The organism is Bradyrhizobium sp. SZCCHNS3052 (genome assembly GCF_032484495.1).
GTDB lineage: Bacteria > Pseudomonadota > Alphaproteobacteria > Rhizobiales > Xanthobacteraceae > Bradyrhizobium.
The window spans coordinates 148,905-168,418 of sequence record NZ_JAUETB010000013.1 but is presented as its reverse complement, the minus strand read 5'-3'; the positions used below and the strand labels follow the sequence as shown (position 1 = coordinate 168,418).

Annotated in this window: 21 protein-coding genes, 1 tRNA gene and 1 pseudogene; 15 read left to right on the top strand and 8 right to left on the bottom strand. The window is 65.0% G+C overall.

All coding sequences use genetic code 11. The annotated features are described in order from the left end of the window. Positions 1–3: 3 nt before the first annotated feature. Positions 4–1,413: a PLP-dependent aminotransferase family protein gene (locus tag QX073_RS29415; protein WP_315754592.1), complete on the bottom strand. Its 1,410-nt coding sequence runs from the start codon at positions 1,411–1,413 to the stop codon at positions 4–6. Between the two features lie 86 nt (positions 1,414–1,499). Here QX073_RS29415 and QX073_RS29410 point away from each other — a divergent pair, with 86 nt between their 5' ends. Then, a complete protein-coding gene (locus tag QX073_RS29410; RefSeq protein WP_315717499.1) occupies positions 1,500–1,643 on the top strand; it encodes a hypothetical protein in 144 nt (47 codons plus the stop codon). 25 nt (positions 1,644–1,668) lie between these two features. Further along, positions 1,669–2,505: a PhzF family phenazine biosynthesis protein gene (locus tag QX073_RS29405; protein ID WP_316171522.1), complete on the top strand. Its 837-nt coding sequence runs from the start codon at positions 1,669–1,671 to the stop codon at positions 2,503–2,505. A gap of 45 nt (positions 2,506–2,550) precedes the next feature. Here the strand turns inward: QX073_RS29405 and QX073_RS29400 are convergent, their stop codons facing one another. Continuing rightward, entirely contained in the window at positions 2,551–3,171 is a 621-nt protein-coding gene (locus QX073_RS29400; protein WP_316171520.1) for a LysE family translocator, read from the bottom strand. A gap of 131 nt (positions 3,172–3,302) precedes the next feature. On the opposite strand from QX073_RS29400, the gene QX073_RS29395 reads away from it, so the two are divergent. Genes QX073_RS29395 through QX073_RS29385 form a run of 3 tightly spaced genes read left to right on the top strand, consistent with a single transcriptional unit; the run spans position 3,303 to position 4,587 of the window. Further along, positions 3,303–3,617, top strand: a complete 315-nt coding sequence (locus QX073_RS29395) for a helix-turn-helix domain-containing protein (protein ID WP_315754598.1) — start codon at positions 3,303–3,305, stop codon at positions 3,615–3,617. Then, on the top strand, positions 3,610–4,071 hold the full coding sequence (locus tag QX073_RS29390) for an SRPBCC family protein (RefSeq protein ID WP_316171518.1): 462 nt from the start codon (positions 3,610–3,612) through the stop codon (positions 4,069–4,071). The genes QX073_RS29395 and QX073_RS29390 overlap by 8 nt, the downstream gene beginning before the upstream one ends. Before the next feature lie 3 nt (positions 4,072–4,074). Next, on the top strand, positions 4,075–4,587 hold the full coding sequence (locus tag QX073_RS29385; protein WP_315717504.1) for an SRPBCC family protein: 513 nt from the start codon (positions 4,075–4,077) through the stop codon (positions 4,585–4,587). Between the two features lie 13 nt (positions 4,588–4,600). Here the strand turns inward: QX073_RS29385 and QX073_RS29380 are convergent, their stop codons facing one another. From QX073_RS29380 to QX073_RS29365, 4 genes are all read right to left on the bottom strand, one after another. Then, complete coding sequence (locus tag QX073_RS29380) at positions 4,601–5,023, bottom strand: hypothetical protein (protein ID WP_315826724.1); 423 nt, start codon at positions 5,021–5,023, stop codon at positions 4,601–4,603. A 112-nt stretch (positions 5,024–5,135) separates the two neighbouring features. After that, a complete protein-coding gene (locus tag QX073_RS29375; protein WP_315717506.1) occupies positions 5,136–5,912 on the bottom strand; it encodes a DUF2189 domain-containing protein in 777 nt (258 codons plus the stop codon). A 208-nt stretch (positions 5,913–6,120) separates the two neighbouring features. Further along, positions 6,121–7,728: an acyl-CoA synthetase gene (locus tag QX073_RS29370; protein ID WP_315717507.1), complete on the bottom strand. Its 1,608-nt coding sequence runs from the start codon at positions 7,726–7,728 to the stop codon at positions 6,121–6,123. Positions 7,729–7,904: 176 nt separating this feature from the next. Then, positions 7,905–8,360 (bottom strand): GatB/YqeY domain-containing protein, encoded by a 456-nt coding sequence (locus QX073_RS29365; RefSeq protein WP_315717508.1) that lies wholly within the window; start codon positions 8,358–8,360, stop codon positions 7,905–7,907. Positions 8,361–8,541: 181 nt separating this feature from the next. On the opposite strand from QX073_RS29365, the gene carA reads away from it, so the two are divergent. The 3 genes and pseudogenes from carA to QX073_RS29350 all read left to right on the top strand — a co-directional run bounded on the left by carA (position 8,542) and on the right by QX073_RS29350 (position 11,076). Then, the gene (carA, locus tag QX073_RS29360; RefSeq protein ID WP_316171516.1) at positions 8,542–9,732 is read left to right on the top strand and encodes a glutamine-hydrolyzing carbamoyl-phosphate synthase small subunit; all 1,191 of its coding nucleotides are present in this window, start codon (positions 8,542–8,544) and stop codon (positions 9,730–9,732) included. A gap of 10 nt (positions 9,733–9,742) precedes the next feature. After that, the gene (locus QX073_RS29355) at positions 9,743–10,477 is read left to right on the top strand and encodes a hypothetical protein (RefSeq protein ID WP_316171514.1); all 735 of its coding nucleotides are present in this window, start codon (positions 9,743–9,745) and stop codon (positions 10,475–10,477) included. 82 nt (positions 10,478–10,559) lie between these two features. Then, positions 10,560–11,076, top strand: a pseudogene (locus QX073_RS29350) (cupin domain-containing protein). Here the strand turns inward: QX073_RS29350 and QX073_RS29345 are convergent. After that, a complete protein-coding gene (locus tag QX073_RS29345; protein ID WP_315717511.1) occupies positions 11,077–11,403 on the bottom strand; it encodes a metalloregulator ArsR/SmtB family transcription factor in 327 nt (108 codons plus the stop codon). 89 nt (positions 11,404–11,492) lie between these two features. Here QX073_RS29345 and QX073_RS29340 point away from each other — a divergent pair, with 89 nt between their 5' ends. From QX073_RS29340 to QX073_RS29325, 4 genes are all read left to right on the top strand, one after another. Next, a complete protein-coding gene (locus QX073_RS29340; protein ID WP_315717512.1) occupies positions 11,493–11,915 on the top strand; it encodes a YeeE/YedE family protein in 423 nt (140 codons plus the stop codon). Between the two features lie 6 nt (positions 11,916–11,921). Next, entirely contained in the window at positions 11,922–12,374 is a 453-nt protein-coding gene (locus tag QX073_RS29335; RefSeq protein ID WP_315717513.1) for a DUF6691 family protein, read from the top strand. Positions 12,375–12,385: 11 nt separating this feature from the next. After that, a complete protein-coding gene (locus tag QX073_RS29330; protein WP_315717514.1) occupies positions 12,386–13,279 on the top strand; it encodes an MBL fold metallo-hydrolase in 894 nt (297 codons plus the stop codon). A 104-nt stretch (positions 13,280–13,383) separates the two neighbouring features. Continuing rightward, a complete protein-coding gene (locus QX073_RS29325) occupies positions 13,384–14,178 on the top strand; it encodes a sulfite exporter TauE/SafE family protein (protein WP_316226782.1) in 795 nt (264 codons plus the stop codon). Between the two features lie 94 nt (positions 14,179–14,272). Here QX073_RS29325 and QX073_RS29320 read toward each other — a convergent pair whose 3' ends face one another. Beyond that, the gene (locus QX073_RS29320) at positions 14,273–14,800 is read right to left on the bottom strand and encodes a DNA starvation/stationary phase protection protein (protein WP_315717516.1); all 528 of its coding nucleotides are present in this window, start codon (positions 14,798–14,800) and stop codon (positions 14,273–14,275) included. A 108-nt stretch (positions 14,801–14,908) separates the two neighbouring features. Here QX073_RS29320 and QX073_RS29315 point away from each other — a divergent pair, with 108 nt between their 5' ends. From QX073_RS29315 to carB, 3 genes are all read left to right on the top strand, one after another. Then, positions 14,909–15,613: a class I SAM-dependent methyltransferase gene (locus QX073_RS29315; protein WP_315717517.1), complete on the top strand. Its 705-nt coding sequence runs from the start codon at positions 14,909–14,911 to the stop codon at positions 15,611–15,613. A 107-nt stretch (positions 15,614–15,720) separates the two neighbouring features. Continuing rightward, positions 15,721–15,797 (top strand) — tRNA-OTHER (locus tag QX073_RS29310). Positions 15,798–16,032: 235 nt separating this feature from the next. Continuing rightward, complete coding sequence (gene carB / locus QX073_RS29305) at positions 16,033–19,497, top strand: carbamoyl-phosphate synthase large subunit (protein WP_315717518.1); 3,465 nt, start codon at positions 16,033–16,035, stop codon at positions 19,495–19,497. The last annotated feature ends 17 nt before the right edge of the window (positions 19,498–19,514 follow it).

Sequence of the window (19,514 nt, the reverse complement as noted above, 5' to 3'; positions counted from 1 at the left end):
CCGCTACTCCGTCATGTCGGAGGCGTCGTGATGGGCGAGCAGGCCCGCGAGCCGCCACAGCGCCGTGCGCAGATCGTCATGGCTCGGCAGGCCGAGCGCGAGCCGCACCGCGTTCGGTGAATGGCCGTGCGCCACCGCAAACGCGCTCGCCGGCGTGATCGCGATGCCGGCGCGCGCGGCCGCGGCGGTCAAGGCTTCGGCGCGCCAGCCCTCCGGCAGATGCAGCCAGACATGGTAGGAGCGCGGATCGGCCTCGATGTGATGGCCGGCGAGGCACTCGGCGACGATCGCCTGCCGCACCAGCGCGTCGGCCCGCTTGCGCCTGGTGATCTCGGCCGCCGTGCCGTCGGCGAGCAGCCCCATGCCGGCGGCCAGCGCCAGCGACGTCACCGACCAGGCCCCGGTGCGCACCGTGGCGGCGAATTTTTCGCGCATGCTTCCCGGCACGTAGAGAAAACCGACCGCAATCCCCGGCGCGAGCCGCTTGGCAAGGCTGTCGACCACGACGACACGCTCCTCGGCCTGCGTCGCCAGCGAGACCTGATCGCTGAGGAAGCCGTAGACGAGGTCCTCGATGATCATCAGCTCGTGCTTGCGCACCAGACGCACGATCTCCTCGCGCCTCGCCTCGCTCATCGTCAGGCCGAGCGGATTCTGCATCACCGGCTGGATGTAGATCGCGTTGAGCGCGCTCGCGCGGTGCGCCTTGGTCAGGGCATCCGGGCGGACGCCCTCGCCGTCCATCGCGAGCGGCACCAGGGTCACGCCCAGCCGCGCCGCGATGCCCTTGATCATCGGATAGGTGACGGCCTCGACGCCGAGCCGGCCACCGACCGGCACCAGCGCCGAGATCGCCGCAGCCAGCGACTGCCGACCACTGCCGGCGAAGACGAAGTTCTCCGCGCGCGGGCGCCAGCGCTCGCTGGCGAAGAAGGCCGCGGCGGTGCGCCCGGCCTCGGCCAGCCGCCGCTGCGTGATCGGCGCCAGCACCGGCGCCAGCTTCTCCGGCCGCTGCCATGCGGCAAGCGACTTCGCGATCAGGGCCGCCTGATCCGGCAGGGTCGGGAAATTGAACTCGAGATCGATGCGGCCATCGAACGGCTCCAGCCGCAGCGAGGGTGGTACCGGTACCGCCTCTCCCGCGACGAAGGTGCCGCGCCCGACCTCGCCCACGACCAGACCCCTGCGCAATAATTCGGCATAGACGCGCGCTGCCGTGGATGCGGCAATTCCCCGTTCATAGGCGAACTGACGCTGCGGCGGCAGCCGGTCGCCGGCCTTCAGCCTGCCGTTGGCGATGTCCTCGGCAATGTCGTCCACCAGGGCCGTATACGAAGCATTCATGCTATATTGCACCGAGAGCAATGTTTCGATTGCACCGAGATATGTACTGCGCGATTGCTCTTCGAACAACGCAATTGAAGAGCGATAGGTGACTCATGGCATATTCCCTGGCGCAGCGTTGGGCAACTCCGCAGGTTGCCCACGGAAAGAGCAATTTGCTCCAGGTCCCGCAACTCTGGCTGCGGCGCCTGTTCTGGCGGTCCGAACTGGCGATGCTCGATCGCGAGCAGATGCGCGACTGCGGCCTTGATCCCGTGGTCGTGCAGGAAGAGGCCAACAAGCCGTTCTGGCGCGACTGACGCCGACATCGAGGAGGGCACCGCAATGCTCGCGCTTCCGTTCCATCAAGTCGACGTGTTCTCCAAGGTCGCCTTCAAAGGCAACCCGCTCGCCGTGATCGCCGAGGCCGACGGCCTCGACGATGCAGCGATGCAGGCGATCGCCAACTGGACCAATCTGTCCGAGACGACCTTCCTGTCACGCGCTCAGAATCCGGGCGCTGATTATCGCGTGCGCATCTTCACCCCGCAGCGCGAACTGCCTTTTGCGGGCCATCCGACGCTCGGCTCATGCCACGTATGGCTCGCGCTCGGCGGCCGGCCAAAGGGCGAGCATGTGGTGCAGGAATGCGGCGCGGGCCTCGTGCGCATCAAGCGTGACGGAGATCGCCTCGCCTTCGCCGCCCCGCCCCTCCGCCGCTCCGGCGCCGTCGATGCCGAGCTGACGAGCAGGATCGCAGCAGCGCTCGGCATCCCAACGAGCACGATGCGCGCCGTGCAGTGGATCGACAACGGCCCGGGCTGGATCGGCGTGCTGATCGACTCGCGCCGCGCGCTGCTCGACATCCGCTACAATCCGGCGTCGCTGCCGCAACAGCCGATCGGCGTTGTTGCGCCATGGGATCGGGCGCAAGATGGCACAGATGCCGACTACGAGGTCCGCGGCTTCATGTGGGGCGGCGGCGAGGACCCGGTGACGGGCAGCCTCAATGCAAGTCTGGCGCAATGGCTGATCGGAGCCGGAATTGCTCCGAAGCAATATGTCGCCTCCCAGGGCACCGTGCTCGGTCGCGCCGGCCGCGTCCATGTCGCGCAGGACGGCGACACGATCTGGATCGGCGGCGACGTCGCGCCGGTGGTGAAGGGGACGATCAGCCTGTAGCGCGCGTCAGCAGACGGCGATGCGGCCGCGGGGCCGAACGCGTGCTCACCGTGCCCGGGTCAGCGCCAGCCACACGCCGCCGCCGATCATGAAGCCGCCGGAGATGCGCGACACCAGCCGCGTCCGCCTGGCCGAGAACAGTTTTCGCGCACGGCCCGCGAGCAGCGCATAGATCGCGTCGGTGAGACCCGCGATCACCATGAAAGTGACGCCGAGCAAACCGACCTGCGGCACGTGATCCCGGCTCATGTCCATGAACTGCGGCAGGAACGCGCCGAAGAACACCATCACCTTCGGGTTTGAGAGCAGCACCAGCAGCCCCTGCAGGAAAAAGCCGCCGCGCGGCGGCGGTGGCGGCGCCTCGCCCGCAGAGATCCCCTCGATCGGCGAGCGGATGAGCTGAATTCCGAGCCACACCAGATAGGCCGCACCGACCAGCCGCACCCATTCGAACCAATAGCCCATCGTGGCCATCAGCGACGTCAGGCCGACGGCGACGATGCCGATCGCGATCGCCAGCCCGGTCTGCACGCCGGCGATATTGATGAGCGCGGCGCGGGTCCCGTGGCGCAGACCGTTGGCGATCAGCAGCGTCACGACGGGACCCGGCAGCAGCGCCAGCCCGATACAGGCGGCGACGAAGGCGAGATAGACTTGCAGGGACATGAGGCGCCTCGATGCGAATGAGGCGCTCACTAATGCACGACATGTCTGCAGAGGAAAGCCCGCTTGTCCTCGCGCGATCCACAGCGCAGCGTTCTTGACACGCAACCATTTGGTTGCCTATTCTTTCTCACATGGATGATGTCTTCAAGGCGCTTGCGGACGGCTCACGACGCGCCCTGCTCGACAGGCTCCACGCGCGGAACGGGCAAACCCTGACCGAACTCTGCGACGGCCTCGCGATGACGCGACAGGCCGTGACCAAGCACCTTGCCATTCTGGAAGCGGCCAATCTGGTCGCGACGATCCGGCATGGCCGCGAGAAGCTGCACTATCTCAATCCGGTGCCGATCCATCACATCGGGGAGCGCTGGATCAGGAAATTCGAGCGCGGCAAGCTCGCCGCGCTCAGCGAGTTGAAGCGGCAATTGGAGGAGCGCGATGAGTAAGCCCGAATTCGTCTACGTCACGTATATCGCGACGACGCCCGAGAAATTGTGGGAAGCGCTGACATCAAACGAATTCGCAAAGCGCTACTGGTTCGGCACCGAACTGCATTCCGACTGGCGCGTCGGCTCGCCGTTCACGCTGGTGACCGACGGGATGGCGACGGATGTCGGCCAGATTCTGGAGTTCGATCCGCCACGCCGGCTCTCCTACACCTTCCAGCACGTCCTGAAAGACGAGTTTCGCAACGAGCAGCCGACCAAGGTCGTGTTCGCGATCGAACAGCACGGCAACTCCGTCAAGCTGACCCTGACGCATGAAGGCTTCGAAGGGGCACGGAGATTGCTCGATGCGGTTTCCAACGGCTGGCCCGCGATCATGTCCGGCCTAAAAAGTCTGCTTGAGACCGGAACGGCGCTGGTGATCCCGATGTCAGCGCTCGGCAAGGGAGTCTGAGCGATGGATCTTGCAAAGTTCAAGCCCGCCACCGTCTACACGATCTACATCGCCGCCAGCCCTGAGAAGGTGTGGCAGGCGCTGACCTCCGCCGAGTTCAGCCGGCAATATTTCTTCGGCTTCGCCGTGGAAGCCGAACTGAGGGCGGGCGGCGCCTTCATCGTGCGCGCGCCGGACGGCTCCGAACACATCAGCGGCCAGGTGATCGTCTGCGAGCCGCCGCACCGGCTGACCGTCACCTGGGACGTCAACTGGCCCGGCCTCGTCGAGGCACTGGGCCGCACGCTCGTGACCTATGAGATCGAACCGGCCGGCGACGCCGTCCGTCTCACGATGACTGAAGCGCATGAGCGGCCGCTCTCCGACGACATCCTGTCTGGCGGACGCCAGGGCTGGCCGGCCATCCTGTCGAGCCTCAAGAGCGTGCTCGAGACGGGCAAGCCGCTCGCGGTGAAGATGACGCCGCCGACGCGCATGCTGGCGGCCCTGAAGGCGATGGGGATTGCAGTACCTTAAACGACAAGGCCTGCTACGACACCGCGGCGATCTGTGGGATGCTGGCGAGGACGGCGCCGACCTGGACCGCATTGCTCAGCATGCCACCCCAATGTAACCAACGCAGCCGACGCAGGGCCGTCGCATCGCCAGAATCCCTGTCGCGGATACGCGCGTCCATCTGCCGCAGAAACCAGCGGCGCGAGAGCAGCGCGAACGCCGCGATCAGCCCAATGCCCAGCCCCAGAACGGGGCGGCCGTCGGCCAGCACGGCGAGCGCGCCGATGCCGCCAGCGATCGAAAGCGCCACGAAGTAGGAGTCGAACATGCCGCGCAGGAGCCGGGTGACCGGCACGATGTCGAGCCGCACCAGCAGAAAGGCCGGCGCGGCCAGCAGCAGATAGAACATCGGCAGCAACAAGACGATCGTGGCAAACAACGCGATGTTGTCCGGCATCATCCTCCTCCGACATTGGGGCCGGCCGGACCACCGGCGAGCCGCGTTTCGAAACGAGCCCGTTCGACGGCGTCCATGCGCCATCGAACCTACGTCGCGGCTCGCCCTTGCCTTATGCCGGAGCTACGATCCGGCGGTACAGATGCCAGGTCGCATGGCCCAGCACCGGCACAGTGACCAGCAGCCCGAGGAAGTACGGTAATGCCGAAATGATCAGCAGCACGGTGATGACGGCGGCCCAGCCGATCATCGGGCCGGGACTCGTCACGACCGCGCGCACGCTGGTGATCATCGCCGTCACGAAATCGACGTCGCGCTCCAGCAGCAGCGGAAACGACACGACCGTGAGCGAGAACAGCACCAGCGATAGAGCGGCGCCGTCGAGATTGCCGATCGCGAGGAAGAGCAGACCCTCGTTGGTCGTCAGCACCACGGTCATGAACTCCTTGATGCTGGAGAACGAGGCATTGAGCCCGAGCAGCAGCGCGATCAGGAGGCGCACCTGGTACATCCAGATGATGAAGAAAAATAGCGTCACGAACGCCATCCAGCCGATCTCGCCGCGCGAAGTGATCGTGCGCCAGATCCCGCCATAGGAAATCGGCTGGCCGAGTTCGCGGCGGCGGCTGACCTCGTAGAGACCGATCGCGACGAACGGGCCGATCAGCGCAAACCCTGCGGCCAGCGGATAGGCCAAGTAGACCATCCCGAAGGCGGTGACGCACAGCACGATGCTGATGCCGCCGAGTACATAGATCAGCCCGAAAGCAAGGCCGAACATGGGCTGAGCCTGAAAATCGCGGAGGCCTTGCGTCAAGGCTTCGGCAATATCGGCCGTGGTGATGCGGCGCACCACGGGATCGGATCGTCCCGAGACGGATGCGGTCATCGGCGGTCCCTCCTGAATGTTGTTGTTGCCGTGATGCTAACAGCGGGAGGGCGGGGATTTCAATTTCAACTTGTGGGCAGAGGGGCGGAGCGATCACATATGACGATGCAGTTTTGCACTCGTCTGTCGCCATCCGTCGTGCCGCGCGGGACTGCCAGCGAGGCGAGGGAGCCAGGCGCACCATTGGGCACCCACGAACGGGAGCCCCCTACCCCCGCGCCCGCAACTCCCGCCTCAGCACCTTGCCGGTCGCCGTCATCGGCAGGGTGTCGGTGAATTCAACGTGGCGCGGGTATTCGTGCGCGGCAAGCTTCACTTTGACGAAGTCCTGGATCTCTCGCGACAGCGTGTCATTTGCAACGAAGCCAGGGCGCAGCACGATCCACGCCTTGATGGCCTCCGTGCGCACCGGGTCGGGAATGCCGACGACGGCCGCCAGCGCGACTGCCGGATGCTTGAGCAGCGTGTCCTCGATCTCCGCCGGGCCGATGCGATAGCCGGCCGACGTGATGACATCGTCCTCGCGGCTCGCATACCAGAAATAGCCGTCGTCATCCTGGGTGCCGAGATCGCCTGTCAGCAGCACGTCGCCCGCGAACTTCTTCTGCGTCGCCTCCGGATTGCGCCAATATTCGATCATGGTGCAGGGATTGGGCTGGCGCACGCCGATGATGCCCCTCTCTCCGCGCGGCAGCTCCTCGCCCTTGTCGTTGACGATCAGCACCTCGAAGCCCGGCGTCGCCTTGCCCATCGAGCCCGGCCGGATCGGAAACAGCCTCGCATTGTTGCCGACGACGAGATTGCATTCGGTCTGGCCGTAGATCTCGTGCGCATCGATGCCGAAGGTCGCGCGCACCCAGTCGAGCAGCTCGGCGCCGAGCGACTCGCCGCCGGTGAGGATGCTGCGCAGCTTGACGCCCTCGTGCTTGACATTGGCCTGGCGCATCAACTTCAGCGCGGTCGGGGGCAGGAACACGTTGCGGACGGCGTAGTCCGCCATCAGTTGCATTGCGGCCTGCGGCTCGAATTTCCTGGCGCGATAACCGATCATCGGGATCGCGTGATACCATGCAGGAAACAGCGCATCGAACAGGCCGCCGATCCATGCCCAATCCGCCGGCGTCCACATGACGTCGCCGGGCTTCGGCAGGAAGCCGTGCACCATCTCGACATTGGGCAGGTGGCCGAGCAGTACGCGATGGGCGTGCAGCGCGCCCTTGGGATTTCCGGTCGTACCCGAGGTATAGATGATGATGGCAGGGTCGTCGCTCGACGTGGCGACGGTCGGGAATTGATCGGAGGCGCGCTCCAGCGTCGGCCAGAAGGCTTGGGCGCCGAGGCCGTCGCCGTCAGTGACATAGATCGTCTTGAGTTCCGGCAGGCGGTCGCGAATGCGCGCGAGCTTCGCAAGGCCCGTGGCGTCGGTGACGACGACCTTGGCGCCGGAGTTCTGCAGCCGGAATTGCAGCGCGTCCTCGCCGAACAGCGTGAACAGCGGCACCGAGACGAGACCGGCGCGGAACGCCGCCAGATGGACGATCGGCAGCTCCAGCGACTGCGACAGGAACACCGCGACGCGGTCGCCCTGCGCGAGACCATCGGCCTTCAATACGTTGGCGAAGCGGCAGGAGTAATCGCGCAGCTCATCGAATGAGACGCGCCGTGCGGCGCCGTCCTCTTCGACGACGATCAGCGCCAGGCGCCCCGAGCCGTCGGCGTGGCGATCGCAGGTCGCGACCGCGATGTTGAACTGCGCCGGGATGTCCCAGCGGAAGTCGCGAGTGAGCTGGTCGTAGTCGGACGTTTCCTTGAGCATCGTTCTCTCCGTCATGGCCAGGCGAAGACCCGCCTGCGGGGCCGAAGCCCCTTCGGCGCGGCGAAGGCCCGGCCATCCACGTCTTTCTTCTTGATGACAGTCTTAAAGACGTGGATGCCCGGGACAAGCCCGGGCATGACGATGTGGGGATGGCTCGGCGCTTCGCGTCGCGCGGCCTAGCCCGACAGCGCCGCCTTCACCAGCGCGCTCGCCTTGGCGAAATCCATCTGGCCGGTATACTTGGCCTTCAGCACGGCGATCACCTTGCCCATGTCCTTCATGCCGGCGGCGCCGGTCTCGGCGACTGCAGCGGAGATGGCGGTCTTCACCTCGTCGTCGCTCATCTGCTTCGGCAGATAGGCCGAGATGACCGCGATCTCCTCGCGCTCGCCGGCGGCGAGCTCGGCGCGGCCGCCCTTTTCATACAGCTCGACCGACTCCTGACGCTGCTTGATCATCTTCTGCAGCACCGCGAGCACGTCGGCGTCGGTCAAGGGCGGCTTGCCTTCGCCGCGCGCGGCGATGTCGGCGTTCTTCAAGGTCGAGTTCACCATGCGAAGGGTGGACAGCTTGCGCTCGTCCTTGGCCTTCATCGCCTCCTTGACCGCATTGTTGATGTCGTCGCGCAGCATGCTCTCGCCCTCTCAAAATCCATTGGCGCTGGTCTAGGCGGTTCGCCCACCCGAAACAACACGGTTCCACATCCGTTCCGGTCGGATGCCTCGAAACTCCGGCCGAATTGACCGAAATCGCATGTGAATCGGCCGCTTCCCGCTTTGACGCCGCGCGCCTGGGGCACTATGTAGGGGCCTCATGACACACATCGATACTGACGCCGCCTGGCCGGACCATAAACCGACCGCGCTCCTCGTGCTCGCCGACGGCACGGTGCTGGAAGGCTACGGCCTCGGCGCCGAAGGCCACGCCGTGGGCGAGGTCTGCTTCAACACCGCCATGACCGGCTATGAGGAGATCCTGACGGATCCGTCCTATGCCGGCCAGCTCATCACCTTCACCTTCCCGCATATCGGCAATGTCGGCACCAACGACGAGGATATCGAGACGGTGAACATGGCGGCGACGCCGGGCGCACGCGGGGTGATCCTGCGCACCGCGATCACCGATCCGTCGAACTACCGCGCCACCCGCCATCTCGACCAGTGGCTGCGTGCGCGCGGGATCATCGGGCTGTCCGGCATCGACACCCGGGCGCTGACCGCGCTGATCCGCTCCAAGGGCATGCCGAACGCCGTGATCGCGCATGCCAAGGACGGCAATTTCGACCTCGACGCCCTGAAGAAGGAAGCGCGGGAATGGCCCGGCCTGGAGGGCATGGACCTCGTGCCGATGGTGACCTCCGCCCAGCGCTTCACCTGGGACGAGACCCCCTGGGTGTGGAACGAGGGCTTCGGCCGACAGGTCAATCCGGAGTTCAACGTCGTCGCGATCGACTACGGCATCAAGCGCAACATCCTGCGCCTGCTCGCCGGCGTCGGCTGCAAGGTGACGGTGGTGCCGGCGACGACGCCGGCCGAGGACATCCTGGCGATGAAGCCGGACGGCGTGTTCCTGTCGAACGGACCCGGCGATCCCGCGGCGACCGGCAAATATGCCGTGCCGGTCATTCAGCAGGTGATTTCGTCGGGCACACCGACCTTCGGCATCTGCCTCGGCCATCAGATGCTCGGGCTTGCGGTCGGCGCCAAGACCAAGAAGATGCACCAGGGCCATCACGGCGCCAACCATCCGGTCAAGGACGAGACCACTGGCAAGGTCGAGATCACCTCGATGAACCATGGCTTCGCGGTCGACCAGGACACGTTGCCATCGGGCGCGACGCAGACCCACATCTCGCTGTTCGACGGCTCGAATTGCGGCATCCAGCTCGAGGGCAAACCGGTGTTCTCGGTGCAGTACCACCCGGAAGCTTCGCCCGGCCCGCGCGACTCGCATTACCTCTTTCAGCGCTTCGCCGAGCTGATGCGCGAGAAGAAGCGCGCCTAAGGAAACAATGATGCGGCGTCGATTGGATCTACAGTCGATTTCTGACCAGATCTTGATGATCCTGCATCATCGTTTCTTCGACGACACAACGACCTATCTTACGTTCGCACAAATTAGGTCGGCGCTTGCGGCACAGCCAGCAAACGCGATCAGAATGGAGTTGACTCAACTAGTAAGTCAGCGAGACGTGGAGCAGCGGACTGAAACGCGTGAAAAATCGACTTTTGCTGGTATAGCGATTCAAGGAGGCGCGACTTACGAGGTTGCCTTGGATGGCTACAGAATATCGAAAAGCGGACTTATTAAGGTCGACCGCTTCGAAGATGAATTCTACGCAAAATTGCAGCGCGATCTAGCCCTCGATGAGTTGACGCTTCCCGCTGGGTCGGAAGGTGACTTGTGGGAGCCGATACCGCTTGATGGCTCCGATGAAGCCCAACGAAGAGCTGTTGAAAAATTAGATGACGTGATTGAGAAACTCCGGGGCGACAATGGCTACGCCGCAACCCGTCCGGAGGAAAAGACATTTATCCTGGACAAACTTTCGATGGCCGCGAGACGGCTGAAGGAAGATAAGCAGATTACTTGGATGTACTTGAACGAATTCGCTCTCAAGCCATTGGGGGCTTTGATTCAGCAGTTCGGCAAAGCTGCAATTGGGGTGGCAGCTCTCGTTGCCAAAGATTCTCTTCTCAACTGGCTCAAGAGCAAAGGCTTTAGCATTCTTGATGGCCTAGTGAAGTAGACAACCTACTTGGGTGAGCACGGAGCTCGCGGCCTCTGCCGCCGTTGAATTTTAGCTTATGCTCGGGTCACCGGAGGCTCCAATGTCTGCGATCAAGGAGGGGGTTGAGCCGCTGGCGATCGTGTTCGAAGATGACGGCCTGGTGCCGAACAATCCGATGCCGTTTCTGGTCTACAAGAACGCCATTGATCTCGGCCGCCAGTGTCGAGCGCGTGTTCGCGGCCAATGGCTGGGGCGACATGTGGCGCAACGGCGTCTACGACTATCTGCACTATCATGCGACCGTGCATGAGGCGCTGGGTGTCGCCGCCGGAACGGCGCGGGTCCGCTTCGGCGGCGATCAGGGCCGGGAGCTGGAGCTCAGGCCGGGTGACGTCGCCATCCTGCCGGCCGGCACTGGACATCAATGCATTGCTGCCAGCAGCGATTTCTGCATCGTCGGCGCCTATCCGCCCGGACCGAAGATGCAGATCACGCGGCCGACGCCGGAGAACCACGCCCGCGCATCGAAAACCATTCCGGAGGTGCCGCTGCCCGCGACCGATCCTGTGCTCGGCGCGGGCGGCCCGCTCACGCGCCTGTGGCACCAGGCGCGCTGATCAGGCGCAATACAGCCGATACAGCGTCTGCAGGATCTCGCGGACCTCCCGGCTCGCCAGCCGATAGTAGATGGTCTGGCCATCGCGCCGAGTGGCGACGAGATCGAGCGCGCGCATCTTCGCGAGATGCTGAGACAGCGCCGCCTGTCGCAACCCGACCTGTTCGGCGAGATCGCCGACCGCGCGCTCGCCGTCGATGAGGTTGCAGAGCACCATGAGGCGCTTCGAATTCGCCATGGCAGCGAGCAGGCCCGCCGCCTCCTCCGCCTTGTCGTCGAGCGCCGCCACCATGGCCTCACGGGTTTTGCGCCTGGCCTGCGTTGTCATGATTGTTACTTCTTCATTTTCGTATATATGCAATAATGCACATGATAGCCGATTGCAACATGCCCCCGGACGAGGGAATCAAGGACGATATGATCACGGAGTATACAGCGGTCACGGCGCTCGCAGGCGGCGCCCTCATCGGCGCTGCAGCCGTCATGCTGATGGGCCTGACCGGCCGTATTGCCGGCGTCAGCGGCATTGCCGCGCGGCTGTTGCCGCCCTGGGACGGTGCGCTCGCTGGCCGGCTCGCCTTCATAGGAGGGCTGGTCGCGGCCGCCCTTGCAGTCCGCATCGTCAGCGGGAGCCTGCCGCCGCTGAAGCTGGAGGTCGGTCCGATCGATATGGTTGCAGCCGGGCTGCTGGTCGGCTTCGGGGCGGTCTGGGGCAACGGCTGCACCTCGGGTCATGGCGTCTGCGGCATCGCCAGCCTCTCGCCGCGCTCGATCGTCGCCACGCTGGTGTTCATGGCCACCGCGGTCGCGACCACCTTCCTCGTTCGCCACGTGCTGTGAGGCACCATGATCATTTTCGTCCAGTTCACCGTCGGCCTCATCTTCGGACTCGGGCTGCTGCTCTCCGGCATGTCCAATCCAGAGAAGGTGCTCAACTTCCTCGATTTCGCGGCGATCCGCTTCGGCGGCTGGGATCCGAGCCTGATCCTCGTGATGGCTGGAGCGGTGGGGGTCACCTTCGCCGGCTTCCGACTGGTTTTCCGGCGCCGGCGTCCCGTCCTCGGTGACCAATTCCACCTGCCATCCTTTCAGACGCTGGATTGGCGGATCGCAACCGGCCCTGCGATCTTCGGCATCGGCTGGGGCCTCGCCGGCATCTGCCCGGGCCCGGCCTTCGTGGCGCTCGGCTACGGCTCGCCTGCCATCGTCCTGTTCGTCACGGCCATGATGATCGGAATGGCCGCAGCCCGCATGCTCGCGAGCCGCCGGCCCTCGCTCGCCGCAGTCGCTTCAGAATGAGGGAGGCTTGAATGTCCGGCATTCCTCATCCGGTCGACCTGTCAGTGAAACCCGAGGTCACACCGTTCTTCGATCGCGCCACCAACACCGTCAGCTATGTGGTCAAGGACCCAGGCTCGCGGGCCTGCGCGGTGATCGATTCGGTCATGGACATCGACTATGCATCGGGGCGCATCGCACCGCATTCGGCCGACGAGATCATTCGCCTGATCGAGGATCGCGGCTGGCAACTGGACTGGCTGATCGAGACCCATGTCCATGCCGACCATCTGTCGGCGGCGCCCTACATCCAGTCAAGGCTGGGCGGCAGGATCGGCATCGGCGCCAACATCAGGATGGTGCAGGAGACGTTCGGCAAGATCTTCAACGAAGGCACCGAGTTTCAGCGCGACGGCAGCCAGTTCGACCGCCTGTTCCATGATGGCGACACCTACCGGATCGGCGCAATCACCGCCTTCGCCATGCATACGCCGGGGCACACGCCGGCCTGCATGACTCATGTGATCGGAGACGCCGCCTTCGTCGGCGACACGCTATTCATGCCGGACGGCGGCTCGGCACGCGCCGACTTTCCTGGCGGCGATGCCCGCACGCTGTATCGCTCGATCCGCCGGGTGCTGGAGTTGCCTGACGCGACGCGGCTGTTCATGTGCCACGACTACGGTCCAAACGGCCGCGACATCCGCTGGGAAACGACGGTGGCCGAGCAGCGCGCGCACAACATCCACGTCCGCGACGGCATCACCGAGGATCAGTTCGTCGCCGCCCGCGAGGCGCGCGACCGCACCTTGGACATGCCCAAGCTGATCATCCCCTCCCTGCAGGTGAACATGAAGGCGGGACGGCTGCCGACGCCCGATCAGGACGGCCGGCGCTTCCTGAAAGTCCCGCTCAACGCACTCTAGGACACCCCTCGCCCCACCGAGCACGCGGCAGACGTCGCGGCTCGGCTTTCCCATTTGGCAACGGCCGGGCACCGGCGCGGCACGCCAGTCCGGAGCATCGCAGGATGACCTTGTCCGCTGCCCAGCTTGCGCTCGGCTCGCTGTCCGGCTCTTTCGTCGGATTCACGCTCGGCCTGATCGGCGGGGGCGGATCGGTGCTGGCCGTGCCGCTCATGGTGTATCTGGTCGGCGTCGGCAATCCCCACGTCGCGATCGGCACGAGCGCGGTCGCCGTGGCGATCAACGCGGCGGCCAATCTCGCCAATCATGCCCGCTCCGGGAACGTCAAATGGCATTGCGCGCTGGTGTTTGCTGCAACGGGCGTGGTCGGCGCCTTCGCTGGCTCGACGCTCGGCAAGATGGTCGACGGTCAGAAGCTGCTGCTGCTGTTCGCCCTGGTCATGATCGTGATCGGCCTCTTGATGCTGCGCAGGCGCGGCACGAACAGCCAGCTGGACGTCAAGCTTTCGCGCGACAATCTGTTGCCGCTCTTGGCATTCGGTTTCGGCACGGGAACACTGTCCGGCTTCTTCGGCATCGGCGGCGGCTTCCTGATCGTTCCGGCTCTGATGTTTGCGACGGGCATGCCGATCCTCTACGCGATCGGCTCCTCGCTCGTGTCCGTCACGGCGTTCGGACTGACGACCGCAGCAAACTACGCGCTGTCGGGACTGGTCGACTGGGCGCTGGCGGCGACCTTTCTCGTCGCCGGCATCGCCGGTGGCCTGGTCGGTGCGAAGCTGGCGGCTCGCCTGTCCGGTACGCGCGGCACCCTGAACAAGGTGTTTGCCACGGTGGTATTCGTGGTGGCGGCTTACATGATCTATCGGAGCTGGTCGGCACTCGGCCACTCCGCATAGCCTGGCATGGTATGAGCCGGAGGCCGGCATCGAGGCCGGACCGGCGCGCCACGTCCTCGCAGCGCGCCCGGACCTCAACTCGACGCTGGCCCGCCTACGCCGCGTTGCTGCCTTCCTGGCGGCTGGCTTCGAACAAGAACCAAGTGCGGCGCTCGGTCTCGTCGATGAAGGTCTCCAGCAGTCCCGCGGTGGCGGGATCGTCATTGTCGTCGCACAGCCCGTGCGCTTTCCGCATCGCAGCCGCGACGTGCTTGTTGTCCTCCATCAACTCCCGCAACATCTCGCGCGGCGGCACATACTCCTCGTTGTTGTCCTTGATGGTCTGCAGCTTGCTGATCTGGCTGATCGATTTCAGCGTGGTGCCACCGAGCTTGCGCACGCGCTCGGCGAGCTGGTCCGTGGTGGCAAAGATCGCGTCCGACTGCTCGTCGAGCATTTCGTGGTAGTCATGGAAATGCCGTCCGCTGACGTGCCAGTGGAAGTTCTTGGTCTTCAGATAGAGCGCAAAGGCGTCCGCAAGCAGCGTGTTCAATGCCGTCGAGATCTTGTTCACGGCATCCGGGGACAGATCGGTCGGGGTATCGAGCTCGGGGGCGGTCTTGTCGGTCTTTGCTTTACTCACGGCTTGGCCTTCCTGTTAGAAGCAGCGATGGACACGGATGATCGGACCCGTTAACGCTCGCTGACCCCTCCAGTTCCGATCAAGGAACTGTGTTTGCCGGAACCCGCCATGGACGACTGGATCGATTATTACGATTCCACGCACACGATCTATGCGAGCAAGCTGCATCGCGACCTGCACTTCGAGGGGATCGCGCGCGACATCGTCGGCTATATTCCCTCGCCCGACGCAGTCGTTCTCGACTATTCCTGCGGAGAGGCCCTGTCGGCCGCCAAGGTCGCCGACGCCTGCATGACGCTCATCCTGGCCGAGCCGGCGCCGGGCGTGCGCGGCCGGCTGATCGCGCGCTTCGCCCCCAACACCAAGATCCGCGTGCGGTCGCTGGACGAGCTGCGCAACATGCAGGAAGGCTCGATCGACCTCGTGGTCATGAACTCCGTGGCCCAGTACATGAGCGAGGCGGAATTCGATGCAGCCCTGGCCGTGATCAGGCGGCTGCTGAAGCCGTCGGGAAAGTTCGTCCTCGGCGACGTCCTGCGTCCGGACGTCGGCATGGGCCGTGACGTGCTCGCGCTGCTGATGTTCGCGGCGCGGGACGGCTTCCTCAAGGATGCCCTGGTCGGGCTGGTCGCCACTGCCCTGTCCGATTACCGGCAGTTGCGGACCAAGGTCGGCCTGCAGCGCTACAGCGAGGCCGAGATCCTGGCACGGCTGAAGAAGGCCGGCCTCTCTGCCGTCCGGGCGCCGAAGAATATCGGCCACAATCCCTGGCGCATGACCTTCGTGGCGCAGCCGGCAATGGGAACCGTGTGACCGGCCGAGCCGACCAGCCCACGCCGTGGCCCAACATCGAGCAACCGGATTAGGGTTAACTGAAACACGGGCTGGCTCACGCGGCCCTGAGAGGTAAGATCACCCCCGGCCCGGTGGCGGAAGCTACGACGCGAAGAGCGGTGCAACGCTCTTGAACCTGGTTCAAGTCCAGGCCGGGCCTCCAGCCGTCGCTGCCGCGCAGCTTCGGCTCGGCGAGCCAGCGACGGCGCCGCGCCCCTCAGACCCTCTTCGGCCAAATTGGCCGTTGATTTCGGCCCAAAACCCTTTTCGCTCAGAGGAAACTGGTCTAAAGACCGCTCGCGCGCGAGCAATGGTCGCGCCTTGGCCTTCGGGGACGCGCGGCACGCGCGCCCTTTTTTTGTGCCCAATTCCTGCCCGTTTCTTGCCCGTGAGCTTGAATGCCGAAACGAACCGACATCTCGACCATCCTGATCATTGGCGCCGGTCCGATCGTGATCGGCCAGGCCTGCGAATTCGACTATTCCGGTACGCAGGCGGTGAAGGCGCTGAAGGAGGAGGGCTATCGCGTCGTCCTCGTCAATTCCAATCCGGCCACGATCATGACCGATCCGGAATTGGCCGATGCGACCTATATCGAGCCAATCACGCCGGAGATCGTCGCCAAGATCATCGAGAAGGAACGCCACGTCATCCCCGGCGGCTTCGCACTGCTGCCGACCATGGGCGGGCAGACCGCGCTGAACTGCGCGCTGTCGCTGCGCCGGCAGGGGACACTGGAGAAGTTCGACGTCGAAATGATCGGCGCGACGGCTGACGCGATCGACAAGGCCGAGGACCGCCAGCTGTTCCGCAATGCGATGGAGAAGATCGGGCTGCAGACCCCGAAGTCGCGGCTCGCCAATGCGTCGGCGCTGAAGAAGCAGTATCGCGACAAATACTTGGCCGAGCGCGAGACGCTGTCGGGCGCCGCGCGCGACGAGCTCGACCGGCAATGGACGCTCGGCGAGAACGAGCGCCGCAAGCGCTATCAGGAGCATGCGCTGGGACAGGCGCTGATGGCGCTGTCCGAGATCGGCCTGCCCGCGATCATCCGTCCCTCCTTCACCATGGGCGGCACCGGTGGCGGCATCGCCTACAACAAGGAAGAGTATCTCGACATCATCGAGCGCGGTCTCGATGCCTCCCCCACCAACGAAGTGCTGATCGAGGAATCGGTGCTCGGATGGAAGGAGTACGAGATGGAGGTCGTCCGCGACAAACACGACAACTGCATCATCGTCTGCTCGATCGAGAACCTCGATCCGATGGGCGTGCACACCGGCGACTCGATCACGGTGGCGCCGGCGTTGACGCTGACCGACAAGGAATATCAGATCATGCGCGACGCCTCGCTGGCGGTGCTGCGCGAGATCGGCGTCGAGACCGGCGGCTCCAACGTGCAGTTCGGCGTCAACCCGGCCGACGGCCGCATGGTCGTGATCGAGATGAATCCGCGCGTGTCGCGCTCCTCGGCCTTGGCCTCCAAGGCGACCGGCTTCCCGATCGCCAAGGTCGCGGCCAAGCTCGCGGTCGGCTACACGCTGGACGAGATCGCCAACGACATCACCGGCGGCGCGACCCCGGCCTCGTTCGAGCCGACGATCGACTACGTCGTCACCAAGATCCCCCGCTTTGCCTTCGAGAAATTCCCGGGCGCCTCGACCACCTTGACGACCTCGATGAAGTCGGTCGGCGAAGTCATGGCGATCGGCCGCACCTTCCAGGAAAGCCTGCAAAAGGCGCTGCGCGGCCTGGAGACGGGCCTCACCGGCCTCGACGAGATCGACATCGAGGGGCTCGGCCGCGGCGATGACAAGAATGCGATCCGCGCCGCCCTGGGCACGCCGACCCCGAACCGCCTGCTCCAGGTGGCGCAGGCGATGCGCCTCGGCTGGTCGGACGAGGACATCTTCAACTCCTGCAAGATCGATCCGTGGTTCCTGGCGCAGATGCGCGGCATCGTCGAGATGGAGGACAAGGTTCGCCGTCATGGCCTGCCGCCGAATGCCAGCGGCATGCGCACGCTGAAGGCGATGGGCTTCTCCGACGCGCGGCTCGCGGTGCTCGCCAACACCACCGAAGCCGAGGTCGCCGCCAAGCGGCAGGCGCTCGGCGTCCGTCCGGCGTTCAAGCGAATCGACACCTGCGCAGCGGAGTTCGCTTCGCCGACCGCCTACATGTATTCGAGCTATGAGACGCCGTTTGCCGGCGCTCTCGGCGACGAGAGCGCGCCGTCGGACAAGAAGAAAGTAATCATTCTCGGCGGCGGTCCGAACCGGATCGGCCAGGGCATCGAGTTCGACTATTGCTGCTGCCATGCCTGTTTCGCGCTGGCCGATGCCGGCTACGAGACCATCATGGTCAACTGCAATCCGGAGACGGTCTCGACTGACTATGACACCGCCGACCGGCTGTATTTCGAGCCGCTGACGGCCGAGGACGTGCTCGAGATCATCGCCACCGAGCGAAAGAACGGCACCGTGCATGGCGTCATCGTGCAGTTCGGCGGCCAGACGCCGCTGAAGCTCGCGCGCGCGCTCGAAGCCGCCGAGGTACCGATCCTCGGCACCTCGCCGGAAGCCATCGACCTGGCCGAGGACCGCGACCGCTTCAAGCGCATCCTCGACAAGCTGCATCTGAAGCAGCCGAAGAACGGCATCGCCTATTCGGTCGAGCAGGCGCGCCTGGTGGCGGCCGATCTCGGCCTGCCGCTGGTGGTGCGCCCATCCTATGTGCTCGGCGGCCGCGCGATGCAGATCATCCGCGAGGACAACCAGCTCAGCGACTACCTGCTCGGCACCCTGCCGGAGCTGGTGCCGGCCGACGTCAAGGCGCGCTATCCCAACGACAAGACCGGCCAGATCAACACGGTGCTGGGCAAGAACCCGCTGCTGTTCGACCGCTACCTGTCGGACGCCACCGAGATCGATGTGGACTGCCTTTCCGACGGCAAGGACACCTTCATCGTCGGCATCATGGAGCACATCGAGGAGGCTGGCATCCATTCCGGCGATTCCGCCTGCTCGCTGCCGCCGCATTCGCTCGACGAGGCGACCATCGCCGAGCTGGAGCGGCAGACCCGCGAGCTGGCGCTCGGGCTCGACGTCGTCGGCCTGATGAACGTGCAATATGCGATCAAGGACGGCACGATCTACGTGCTCGAGGTCAATCCGCGCGCCTCGCGCACGGTGCCCTTCGTCGCCAAGGTGGTCGGCACGCCGGTCGCCAAGATCGCGGCCCGGATCATGGCCGGCGAGAAGCTCGCCGATTTCGGGCTGACCAAGCGCGCGCTCAAGCATGTCGGGGTGAAGGAATCGGTCTTCCCGTTCGCCCGCTTCCCCGGCGTCGACACCGTGCTCGGCCCGGAGATGCGCTCTACCGGCGAGGTGATGGGAATCGACCGCTCGTTCGCCGTGGCGTTCGCCAAGAGCCAGCTCGGGGGCGGCACACGCGTGCCGCGCAAAGGCACGGTGTTCGTGTCGGTGCGTGAAAGCGACAAGGCGCGCATCACCGAGGTGGTGCGGATGCTGCACGAACTCGGCTTCAAGGTGGTGGCGACATCCGGGACCCAGCGCTTCCTGACCGACCAGGGCGTGCCGACCGAGAAGATCAACAAGGTGCTGGAGGGCCGGCCGCACATCGTGGACGCCATCACCAACGGCGACATCCAGCTGGTCTTCAACACCACCGAAGGCCCGCAGGCGCTGGCCGACAGCCGCTCGCTGCGGCGCGCTGCCCTCTTGCATAAAGTGCCGTATTACACCACTCTTTCGGGTGCCGTGGCGGCCGCGCAAGGCATCCGTGCCTATCTCGGGGGAGACCTTGAGGTCCGCACCCTGCAGAGTTACTTTTCCGAAAACTAATCGCAGCGCGCGGGCGT

Excerpts from the sequence above, each read along its gene's own strand:
- QX073_RS29330 (WP_315717514.1), top strand. The coding sequence starts at position 12,386 with ATGTCCGGCATTCCTCATCCGGTCGACCTGTCAGTGAAACCCGAGGTC.
- QX073_RS29335 (WP_315717513.1), top strand. The coding sequence starts at position 11,922 with ATGATCATTTTCGTCCAGTTCACCGTCGGCCTCATCTTCGGACTCGGG.
- carA (WP_316171516.1), top strand. The coding sequence starts at position 8,542 with ATGACACACATCGATACTGACGCCGCCTGGCCGGACCATAAACCGACC.
- carB (WP_315717518.1), top strand. The coding sequence starts at position 16,033 with ATGCCGAAACGAACCGACATCTCGACCATCCTGATCATTGGCGCCGGT.
- QX073_RS29345 (WP_315717511.1), bottom strand. The coding sequence starts at position 11,403 with ATGACAACGCAGGCCAGGCGCAAAACCCGTGAGGCCATGGTGGCGGCG.
- QX073_RS29365 (WP_315717508.1), bottom strand. The coding sequence starts at position 8,360 with ATGCTGCGCGACGACATCAACAATGCGGTCAAGGAGGCGATGAAGGCC.
- QX073_RS29400 (WP_316171520.1), bottom strand. The coding sequence starts at position 3,171 with ATGTCCCTGCAAGTCTATCTCGCCTTCGTCGCCGCCTGTATCGGGCTG.
- QX073_RS29315 (WP_315717517.1), top strand. The coding sequence starts at position 14,909 with ATGGACGACTGGATCGATTATTACGATTCCACGCACACGATCTATGCG.
- QX073_RS29405 (WP_316171522.1), top strand. The coding sequence starts at position 1,669 with ATGCTCGCGCTTCCGTTCCATCAAGTCGACGTGTTCTCCAAGGTCGCC.
- QX073_RS29380 (WP_315826724.1), bottom strand. The coding sequence starts at position 5,023 with ATGCCGGACAACATCGCGTTGTTTGCCACGATCGTCTTGTTGCTGCCG.
- QX073_RS29390 (WP_316171518.1), top strand. The coding sequence starts at position 3,610 with ATGAGTAAGCCCGAATTCGTCTACGTCACGTATATCGCGACGACGCCC.
- QX073_RS29375 (WP_315717506.1), bottom strand. The coding sequence starts at position 5,912 with ATGACCGCATCCGTCTCGGGACGATCCGATCCCGTGGTGCGCCGCATC.
- QX073_RS29340 (WP_315717512.1), top strand. The coding sequence starts at position 11,493 with ATGATCACGGAGTATACAGCGGTCACGGCGCTCGCAGGCGGCGCCCTC.
- QX073_RS29325 (WP_316226782.1), top strand. The coding sequence starts at position 13,384 with ATGACCTTGTCCGCTGCCCAGCTTGCGCTCGGCTCGCTGTCCGGCTCT.
- QX073_RS29370 (WP_315717507.1), bottom strand. The coding sequence starts at position 7,728 with ATGCTCAAGGAAACGTCCGACTACGACCAGCTCACTCGCGACTTCCGC.
- QX073_RS29385 (WP_315717504.1), top strand. The coding sequence starts at position 4,075 with ATGGATCTTGCAAAGTTCAAGCCCGCCACCGTCTACACGATCTACATC.
- QX073_RS29355 (WP_316171514.1), top strand. The coding sequence starts at position 9,743 with ATGCGGCGTCGATTGGATCTACAGTCGATTTCTGACCAGATCTTGATG.
- QX073_RS29395 (WP_315754598.1), top strand. The coding sequence starts at position 3,303 with ATGGATGATGTCTTCAAGGCGCTTGCGGACGGCTCACGACGCGCCCTG.